The 9,603-nt window shown below is 67.1% G+C and carries 10 protein-coding genes; 7 read left to right on the plus strand and 3 right to left on the minus strand.

Going from position 1 to position 9,603, the window contains the following annotated elements; translation table 11 throughout:
- Positions 1-9: 9 nt before the first annotated feature.
- From IEW19_RS20530 to IEW19_RS20545, 4 genes are all read left to right on the plus strand, one after another.
- Positions 10-756, plus strand: a complete 747-nt coding sequence (locus tag IEW19_RS20530) for an SDR family NAD(P)-dependent oxidoreductase (protein ID WP_188573427.1) — start codon at positions 10-12, stop codon at positions 754-756.
- A 40-nt stretch (positions 757-796) separates the two neighbouring features.
- A complete protein-coding gene (locus IEW19_RS20535) occupies positions 797-1,144 on the plus strand; it encodes a hypothetical protein (RefSeq protein WP_188573428.1) in 348 nt (115 codons plus the stop codon).
- Positions 1,141-2,244: an oxidoreductase gene (locus IEW19_RS20540; protein WP_188573429.1), complete on the plus strand. Its 1,104-nt coding sequence runs from the start codon at positions 1,141-1,143 to the stop codon at positions 2,242-2,244. The genes IEW19_RS20535 and IEW19_RS20540 overlap by 4 nt, the downstream gene beginning before the upstream one ends.
- A 554-nt stretch (positions 2,245-2,798) precedes the next feature.
- Positions 2,799-3,047, plus strand: coding sequence for a hypothetical protein (locus IEW19_RS20545; RefSeq protein ID WP_188573430.1), 249 nt, complete (start codon positions 2,799-2,801; stop codon positions 3,045-3,047).
- 177 nt (positions 3,048-3,224) lie between these two features.
- On the opposite strand, the gene IEW19_RS20550 is transcribed toward IEW19_RS20545, so the two are convergent.
- On the minus strand, positions 3,225-3,971 hold the full coding sequence (locus IEW19_RS20550) for an SDR family oxidoreductase (protein WP_188573431.1): 747 nt from the start codon (positions 3,969-3,971) through the stop codon (positions 3,225-3,227).
- Positions 3,972-4,147: 176 nt separating this feature from the next.
- Between IEW19_RS20550 and IEW19_RS20555 the strand changes: the two genes are divergently transcribed.
- Positions 4,148-4,894 (plus strand): glucose 1-dehydrogenase, encoded by a 747-nt coding sequence (locus IEW19_RS20555; RefSeq protein ID WP_188573432.1) that lies wholly within the window; start codon positions 4,148-4,150, stop codon positions 4,892-4,894.
- A 149-nt stretch (positions 4,895-5,043) separates the two neighbouring features.
- On the opposite strand, the gene IEW19_RS20560 is transcribed toward IEW19_RS20555, so the two are convergent.
- A complete protein-coding gene (locus IEW19_RS20560; protein ID WP_188573433.1) occupies positions 5,044-6,702 on the minus strand; it encodes a thiamine pyrophosphate-binding protein in 1,659 nt (552 codons plus the stop codon).
- A 169-nt stretch (positions 6,703-6,871) separates the two neighbouring features.
- Positions 6,872-7,324 carry an Lrp/AsnC family transcriptional regulator gene (locus IEW19_RS20565; RefSeq protein ID WP_188573434.1) on the minus strand — a complete coding sequence of 151 codons (453 nt, stop codon included), beginning with the start codon at positions 7,322-7,324 and terminating at the stop codon, positions 6,872-6,874.
- Positions 7,325-7,417: 93 nt separating this feature from the next.
- Between IEW19_RS20565 and hisC the strand changes: the two genes are divergently transcribed.
- Positions 7,418-8,509, plus strand: a complete 1,092-nt coding sequence (gene hisC, locus IEW19_RS20570; protein WP_188573435.1) for a histidinol-phosphate transaminase — start codon at positions 7,418-7,420, stop codon at positions 8,507-8,509.
- Between the two features lie 42 nt (positions 8,510-8,551).
- A partial coding sequence (locus IEW19_RS20575) for an amino acid permease (RefSeq protein WP_188573436.1) occupies positions 8,552-9,603 on the plus strand: 1,052 nt, incomplete at its 3' end.

The raw sequence follows: 9,603 nt of genomic DNA on the forward strand, positions 1-9,603 counted from the left end.
AAGGACACAATGAACACACCGACTCAAGCTGCTGACCAGGTCACCGGGAACGCTCAATCGGGGACCGGCCGCGGGGTAGTTGTCACCGGCGGCTCCAGCGGGATAGGCAGAGCCATCGCAGAGGCCTTTTTGGCCAACGGGGACCGGGTGGCCGTGCTGGACCGGGCCGGCGGGGACGGAGCCATCCGTGTGGACGTTGCGGATGAAGCCAGCGTGCGGGCGGCCTTCGCCGAGGCCCGGGAGAGGTTGGGCGGCATCGACGTCCTGGTCAACAGCGCCGGCCTGTTGACGGAGTCTTCGCTGGAGGACATGTCCCTGGCCATGTGGAACGAGACCCTCACGGTGGACCTGACCGGCGTGTTCCTGTGCTGCCGGGAGGTGGTGGGGGAGATGCGGCAGCGCAAGTGGGGCCGCATCATCAACATCGCCTCCCAGCTGGCCATCAAGGGCGGCGTGGGGCTGACGCATTACAGCGCTGCCAAGGCCGGGGTGGTAGGTCTTTCCAAGGCCCTTGCCCTGGAAACAGCGGAGGACAATGTGCTGGTCAACTGCATCGCCCCGGGGCCCATCGAGACGCCCCTGGTGGAGGGTATCTCGGAAAGATGGAAGACTGCGAAACGTGCCGAGCTGCCTTTGCGGCGCTTCGGAACGCCCGCGGAAGTGGCACCTGCGGCCGTGCTGCTGGCCAGCGACCCGGGCGGAAACCTGTTCGTCGGGCAGACGCTCGGGCCCAACTCCGGCGACGTGATGCCCTAAGGAAGGGAACGATATGTGCGGTGCCTGCGGAAGGACCACCGTGGCGGACCCGGCCCTGGGGCCGGTGCGGACCATGCGGCAACACCTGATCGTGGCAGCCGCGGTCAACGCCGTCTGCACCGGCCTCCCGGGTGCCCCGAAGGTGTCCGCTTTAAAGGACGCTTGGATGATGACCGGCGCCGCCGGCGCCTCCAGGCAGTGCCATACCCTCGAAGAACTTTGGTCCGCTGTGCTGGGCTGCTTCACAGACGCGTCAGTTGTGGACAAGCTGCGAAGACGCCGTCTGGCGTACGCAGCTGACCCAGCCAACGAGGGCTTGCCTGCGCGGGCGGCTGGGCTGCTGCCGGACCCGGCTGCAGCCGAATACTTCCAAGGAGATTCTGAATGACTGATTACACCCCGCTCTGGTCACCCATCCGGATCGGTTCCATGGAACTGGAGAACCGTGTTGCGCTGGCTCCCATGACCAGGATCAGCGCAACCGAGGACGGGCATGCCACGGAAAGAATGGCCTCCTACTACCGGACGTTCGCGCGCGGCGGCTTCGGGCTGCTGATCACGGAAGGCATTTACCCGGACACCGCGCACAGCCAGGGCTACCACTTCCAGCCGGGCATCGCCACGGAGGAGCAGGCCCGGTCCTGGGCGCCAATCGTCGACGGCGTGCACACGGCGGGCTCGAAAATCTTTGCCCAGCTGATGCACGCCGGGGCGCAGAGCCAGGGGAACAGGTTTGTGACCACCTCGGTGGGTCCGTCGGCGGTCGCGCCCAAGGGGGAGCAGTTGGGGTTCTACCGCGGCGAAGGTCCGTATCCCGTTCCGGCGGAAATCAGCGAGGCCCAGATGAAGGAGGTCCGGGAAGGCTTCGTCGCTGCCGCGCTGCGCGCGCAGCAGGCCGGCTTCGACGGCGTCGAGATCCACGGCGCCAACGGGTACCTTCTGGACCAGTTCCTCACCGACTACCTCAACCAGCGCGGCGACCACTACGGCGGATCGCCGGAAAACCGGGTGCGTTTCGCGGCGGAGATCTGCCGGGACGTCCGCGAGGCTGTTGGCCCGGGGATGACGGTGGGGATCCGCATTTCCCAGGCAAAGGTCAGCGATACCGACCATAAGTGGAGCGGGGGAGTAGAGGAAGCCGAAGTCATTTTCGGCGCGCTGGGCGGGACGGGGATCGACTTTGTCCATACCACCGAGCACCGCGCGACGGAGCCCGCGTTCGAGGATGCCGAAGAAACCTTGGCGGCCCTGGCCAAGAACTACTCGGGCGTGCCGGTGATCGCCAACGGCAAGCTCGACGATCCGGACACCGCGGTGTCCATGGTGGCAGACGGCTCTGCGGACGTAGTCGCGTTGGGCAAGGGAGCCTTGGCCAACCGGAACTGGCCGCACCTCGTCCGCAACAACCTCGAGTTCGGGGAACTGGACGCATCCGTCTTCGCCCCCTACGCCGATGTCAAGGACTGGGAGCTGGAGGACCCGGCATAAACGGTCCCCAACGATGGGCGGTGTGGCACCCGGCGGCAGGCCGGGCGTCACACGGCTCTCACCCCGCTTGACGGGTTAGCCGGCGGAGCAGCTAGGCACCAGGAGCAGGCGAGCAGCACGAACTGGACGTGCGTGAGGACGCGCGGGGCCAGTCCCCGCTGCGATCTCCCGCGCCAGCGCACCGGGGACTGCCAGAGTAGCAATCCGGGGCTCTCACCGGGGTTGAGCGGCAGCAGCCGCCTGCCAACCTGACCAGCGCGGCCGTGCTCTGGGGCCAGTCTGCGGTGATGCCGCCCGATCTGATGCATTGACTATCTCTTGTCCGGAGTGCCGCAGCCTGTGGCGGCGGTCCTAAGGGCTGGTGAGCCTGCCCACGTTATTTCGAACAAATCGTAATAAGCGGTAAATTTAACTACAGGTCACCGCCGCCCTTGAGTGCCGCACCGGTGAACATTCCCGGGCCAGCAGGGCATGCGATTTCTTCGCCACCGCCCTTCCTGCTTGAGCGACACAACAACCCGAATGGCCCTCATCCCAAATCTCGAGGAGAACCCATGACTGTGCTGGCCGAACGACCCGCAAAGACCTTCCCCACCAACCAAGACGCACCCGCACCGCGCGGTGGCAGCTACGTGACCCTTCCCGCCGGCAGCGTGACCGTCGGCCGGGGCAGCTACGTCACCGTTCCCGGCAGCCGAAACCTGCCCCGCTCCACCCGTGGCAGCTACGTCACGGCGGGCGGCGCTCACGTTGTCCCCGCCAACACCGTCGAGGGCAGCTACCTCACGCTCCCGGCGGCCTAAAGCCGTAGTCCGCCGCAGCTTAGCCCGCCGCGGAGGCAAAAAGGAGGCCGACGGCGACACCCAGTGTCGTCGTCGGCCTCCTTTTCTGTTGTTGCATCAACCACCGATGTATCCAAGTGAAGCTTGGTTGTTCTTTCCGACCCCAGTCTCCACCACAATTCGGTAGGGCGTACGCTTCTACGCGTCGATGGTGTCGAGCCACTCCAGGAACGTCTGGCGTCCGACGGCGGAGCCCGGCGCCGGGACCAGCGTGCCGTTGCGCATTGCCTTGCCCATGGCGCCGGGCACCCGGAGCGGAACGATCCGCTTCTTCTGCTGCGTCTTGGCCAGATAGGCCGCGACCAGGTCTTTCAGCTGTTCGGTCCGCGGGCCGCCGAGGTCCGGGATGCGTCCTTGCGGACCAGCCTCGGCCGCGTCCACCAAGGCCGCGGCCACCTCCTTCGCCGCCACCGGCTGGGTGGCCATCGTGGGCACGAAGACCAGCGGGCCCACGGAGGCGGCCTTGATGGACATCGGCACGAACTCGTGGAACTGGGTGGACCGGAGGATGGTCCAGGGAATGCCGCCGTGCTTGGCTTCGTCCTCCTGCACCAGCTTCCCGGCGTACAGTCCTGAATTTGCTTTGTCGATGCCCACGATGGACAGCACCACATGGTGCTTCACGCCCGCCGTTTTCCCGGCCGCCAGCAGGTTCTGGGTGGCGTTGGTGAAGTAATCCACGGCCTTCTTGGTGGAGAGGGTCTGGATGCCGGCCACATCGATGACGGTTTCGACGTCCTGGAGTGCCTGGTCGAGGCCGCGCCCGGTGACCAGGTCCACCCATTCGGCGCGGCTGAGGCTGACCACCTGGTGCCCACGCTCCCTGGCGACGGCCACAACGTGGCGGCCTACAGTACCGGTTCCCCCTGCAACGGCAATCCTCATGGAAGAAATCGTAAGCCGTATCAGCGATCCGAGGCCCTTCCCTGCGCGCGGCGCTTCTTGAATCGCTGTTCGCGGCTGCGGGGACCTTGGCCTCTACCCCCAAAGCCGGCGCAGACGTCCGATGGAACCACAACAAGTCTGTTTACTAGCCGGCAGCATCACCGAAGGAGCGCCAAATGGAACGGGTCATCGACAAAGTGGCTCTGGTCAGCGGGGGATCGCGTGGGATTGGAGCCGCTGTCGCAGCACGGCTGCATGGCGAAGGGGCGCGCGTGGTGATTGGGGACATCCTGGACGAGGAGGGAAAGGAAACCGCGCAACGGATGGGCTCCGGCGCGCTTTACGTCCACCTTGATGTGACCAGCCCGCAGGACTGGGAGGCAGCGGTGGGCGCCGCCGTCGAAACGTTTGGGGGCCTCAACATCCTGGTAAACAATGCCGGCATCGTGAACTTTGCCTCCATCGAGGAGTACACGCTGGAACAGTGGAATGCTGTCATCGGCGTGAACCTGACCGGCACATTCCTTGGCATCAAGGCTGCAATCCCGGCGATGAAACAGTCCAAGGGCGGGTCGATCATCAACATTTCCTCGATTGCCGGCATGCGCGGCTATGAGCAGATCCCTGGATACACGGCTTCGAAGTTCGGGGTGCGTGGCCTTACCAAGAGCGCTGCGCTGGACCTGGGACCACACGGCATCAGGGTCAACTCCGTTCATCCCGGAGTCATCGCCACCCCGATGACCGCTGACATCGAGTCCGACATGAGCCACGTAGCGCTTGGCCGGGTAGGCCATCCGGGAGAAGTGGCTGACCTCGTTTTGTACCTGGCTGCCAAGGAATCGTCGTTTGTAACCGGGGCCGAATTTGTCATCGATGGTGGTGACATCGCGGGGATGGTAACCCGGCCCAAGGAGACGTAGCCCTCACGCGGTAAAGCTATGCACTGCACGGCGAGGCATTGAAGTCCGCCGCAGAGGGCGGTGTGGAGGGTGCAGGGCAGCTGGTGGAAAGCCATTCACTTGCGTCAGCGATTTTGACGCTGCACTCCAAGCAATGACTACTGACGGGTTCACCGAGCCACGGCAGCCTTCGCTGCCCGGGTCGCCTGCATCCACTCGGTTAGCCACGGCGCCCGGACGCTGGACGTGATCCGGCAGTCCGCTATAAAAGTCCCGCGAGCGCCGGCGTCGATCCAGTCCTGCAGCGCGGACAGGTCACCGAGCGAGCGGATAACAGCTGACTTAGCACCAAGCGCCCGGGCAACACCACTGAAGTTCACTTCCGGAATCAGCATCGGCTTCTCTGTCAGGCCCTGCGAGCCGTACTGATGGATCTCGGCACCGTAGGCCGCGTCGTTGTAGATCACCACAATCGCGCTGCGGGCTGCACCGATCAGCGATTCGAGGTCGGACAGGCCCATGAGGAACCCGCCGTCGCCGGAGGCCAGCACCAGGGTGCGGTCGTCCTCCACGGCGCGGGCCGCCCCGACGGCGCTCGCAAGCCCCAGCCCGATCGACTGGAACGCGGTCCCCACCATCACCAGGTCCTGCGGCCGCGGGATGTTCCAGTACATCGGCGCCCAGCCGATGAAGTGGCCGCCGTCCTGGACCACCGTGCGGCGCTCCGGCAGCACGGCGTCGAGGGCGGTGGCGAGGGCCCGCGGGTCCATCCGGCCGTCCGACGTTTCACCGGATCCCTGCTCGTGGCCCGGCCCGGCAGCCAGACGCCGAGAAGCTTCCGCACGCCAACCAGCCACAGCGGCCTCGCCGTCCAGCAGAGTCAACAGCCGCGAAGCAGCAGCCTTCGCGTCTGCGCTGACGAACAGGTCCACCCGCGGATGGGTCGGCTGCAGGACGGTGTCGATCTGGATGACGGTGCTGTCCGGGCCGAGCAAGTGCCCGAACCGCATGGTGAACGGGCTCAGGCTCGCCCCGGCCACCAGGACCACGTCGGCCTCGCCCATGATCCCTGCGGCGGTGTCGGTGCCGAAACCGCCCGCCACGCCCAGGTACCCCTCGCCATTGAGGAGGTTGAGCGCGAGGGCGGTTCCGGCGGTCAGTGCGCCGAGCCGGTCGGCGAGTTCGCGGAGCTCCGGCCCGGCTCCGGCGAGGTGCGCACCCCGGCCGGCCAGGATCAGCGGCCGCCTGGCACCGGCGAGCAGGCGAGCAGCCTGCCCAAGGCCGCCGTCGACGTCGTCCGCCACCATTGGTGCCGCCGGCTCCGGAGGCTCCTCGTCCGCAGCCTCGAGCGCGGCGAGGTCGTAGGGGATGGCCAGGACGACGGCGGTGCGCCGGGTGAGTGCGTATTCCACCGCCTGCCGGGTGACGGCGCCTGCGGCGTCGCGGGTGACGGTGAAGGTGGCCGCGCCGAGGCCGGCGGCGATGGCGGCCTGGTCCACGTCCCAGGGCCGGGCGCCGGTGGTGGGGGCGTCGCCGGTGACCAGCACGACGGGGATCTGCGCCTGGACGGCCTCGGCGAGGGCGGTGAGTGCGTTGGTGTAGCCGGGGCCGTAGGTGGTGGTGCCAGCGGCGAGCCGGCCCGAGGTCCGGTAGTAGGCGTCGGCCGCGGCGATGGCGGCGCCCTCGTGCCGGACGGCGGTGAAGCGGAGGCCCTGCTTCTCGGCGGCGTCCAGGAAGTAGACGTTGCCGTTGCCCATGACGCCGAAGACGTCGCTGACATAGCTGCTGAGAACCTGTGCCACGCGGCCGGAAACGGTAAGTGAAGTCATGCAGGCATCGTGTGGCCCGCATCTCATGTTTGCAATACCGCGGAATGCGGCTGGGACTTTTGGCAGCAGGAAGCGCCTGCAGTGACAATCTGCCCACCTGTGGTGCCGGTCACCGTGGTTGTTCTGACGGGCGGGATTCCTGCTCCGACAGCCGGCTGATCAGGCCGTCCTACCGGGGCGGCATGAGTTCCAGGATGGAGATGGCCGTGCTGGTCCGCTCGATCCCGTCGATCTCCAGGATCTCGTTGGTGATGCGGTAGAGGTCGGCCGTGCCGCGGGCCACCACCTTGGCCATCAGGTCCGCGTCGCCGGTGGTGGCGTGCACCTCGATGACCTCCGGGATCGCGGCGAGCCCGTTCTCCACCGAGCCGGTCCGGGTCTGGCTAATCGAAAGGGACAGGAAGGCCATGAGTTCGTAGCCGAGCGCGGCGGGGTCCAGCCTGCGGCTGAACGAGCGGAGCGCGCCGCTGCGCTCCAGCCGTGCCAGCCGGGCGTGGACGGTGTTGCGTGCGACGCCGAGTGTCCGGGAGAGTGCCAGGGCGCTGGCTTCGGGGTCCTTGTCGAGGGCAAGGATGATCCTGCCGTCGAGCGAATCGAGGGTGCGAGAGTTCGCGATGGTCATATTTTCACCAGAGGTACTAGAAGTTGAGCAGAAGTCCCAAGCACCAGAGCGTACCTTGCAATGTGGCCGGGGTCACTTCCATGATCGGACGTCATGAGCCCTGATCAACTCCTGGCCCCGCCGGCAACAAAATTGCCCACCCTCCGCAGCGCCGTCACCGGACTTCCCGCCTACGTTCCGGGCCGGCGCAGCGCCGGCGCGGACATCGCCGCCCTTGCCAGCAACGAAAGCCATTACGACCCGCTGCCCGCAGCCACCGCTGCGGTGGCCGAAGCGGCCGGCAGGATGAACCGCTACCCGGACATGGCCGCCGTCGAACTCCGCGAACGGCTCGCCCGGCACCTGGGCGTCACCGTGGACGAGGTGGCCGTGGGTCCCGGTAGCGTGGGCGTCCTGCAGCAGATCATCACCGGACTGTGCGACGCAGGCGACGAGGTGGTCTTCGCGTGGCGCTCCTTCGAGGCCTACCCCATCCTGGTGGAGTTGGCAGGCGCCCGGCCGGTCCGCGTCCCGCTGGACGACGCCGAGGGCCACGACCTGGACGCCATGGCCGCCGCCGTCACCGACCGCACCAAAGTCATCCTGCTCTGCACACCCAACAATCCCACCGGCGTGCCGATCAGCCACGACCGGCTCGAGGCCTTCCTGCAGACTGTGCCCTCCAGCGTCCTGGTGGTGATCGACGAGGCCTACGTGGAGTACGCCGACGCGGGCCCCGACTCCTTGGCGCTCTTCCGCCGGTACCCGAACGTCTGCATCCTGCGAACCTTCTCCAAGGCCTACGGGCTCGCCGGCCTGCGCGTGGGCTACGCCGTGGCGGTGCCGGCCATCGCCGAGGGGCTGCGGCGGACCGCCCTTCCTTTCGGCGTGAGCGCGCTGGCCCAACAGGCTGCCATCGCGTCGCTGGACGCGGGGGAGGAGATGGAAGCGCGGGTTTCTGGCGTCAAGCAGGAGCGCGCCCGGATGGCCGCGGAGCTGGCAGCCCAGGGCTGGAAGCTGCAGCCGAGCCAGGGCAACTTCCTGTGGACCCGCGCCGACAAGCAGCTGCTGGCGACGCTGGTGGACGCATTCAATGGCGCGGGCATCATGGTCCGGGCGTACCAGGGCGACGGCGTGCGGATCACCGTTGCCGATCCCGCCTCCAACAACCGCGTGCTCCGGCTTCTCGAAGCCCACGCGGCCTGAAGTTTTATCCCCAACAGTTACCAACAACTAAGAGGAATTCCCATGGAACAACAGACAAGGACGTCTGCCCGCCCACTCGGCGCGGCCCTCAAACCACGCCAGCTCACGATGATGGGGCTGGGCAGCGCCATCGGCGCGGGCCTGTTCATCGGCTCCGGCGCGGGCATCCAGGCCGCCGGCCCGGCGGTGCTGATCTCCTACCTCGTGGCCGGCACGCTCATCATCCTGGTGATGTGGGCGCTCGGTGAGATGGCCGCCGCCAATCCGGACAGCGGTGCCTTCTCCGTCTACACCGCCAAGGCATACGGGCCGGTGGCCGGTGCCACCGTCGGCTGGCTCTGGTGGCTGCAGCTGGTGGTGGTCATCGCCGCCGAGGCGCTGGGCGCGGCAGGCCTGCTGGCCACCATCTTCCCGGCCCTGCCGGTGTGGCTGATGGCCTTCGTGTTCATCGTGGTGCTCACCGCCGTGAACCTGACCAGCGTGAAGAACTTCGGCGAGTTCGAGTTCTGGTTCGCCCTGCTCAAGGTGGCAGCGATCGTCGGGTTCCTGCTGGTGGGCTTTGCGCTGCTCTTCGGCTTGGTGCCGGGCGTACAGTCGCCCGGCCTTTCCAACTTCTCCGGCGCCGGCTTCGCCCCCAGCGGTTTCGGCGGGATTGCGACGGCGCTGTTCGTGGTGGCATTCGCATTCGGCGGAACCGAGATCGTGTCGGTGGCGGCAGCCGAGACGGCTGAGCCTGCCCGGAGCGTGAAGAAGGCGGTCCGGACGGTGCTGTGGCGCATCCTGGTGTTCTACATCGGTGCCATCTTCGTGATCGCCGCCGTGGTTCCCGTGGGTTCAGCGGGGTTGAAGAGCCCGTTCGCCGCGGTGCTGGACGCCGCCGGCATGCCGGGTGCGGCCACCGCCATCACCCTGGTGGCCGTGGCTGCGCTGCTGTCCGCGCTGAACGCCAACCTCTACGGTGCGTCCCGGATGGCGTTCTCGCTGGCTGAACGGGGGGAAGCTCCACGCTTCCTTGCCTCCGTTTCGAAGGGCCGGGTTCCGGTTGTTGCCGTCCTGGCCAGCGTCGCGTTTGGCGTTGTCACGGTGGTCCTGGA

This window comes from Arthrobacter liuii, from assembly GCF_014639275.1.
Lineage (GTDB): Bacteria > Actinomycetota > Actinomycetes > Actinomycetales > Micrococcaceae > Arthrobacter > Arthrobacter liuii.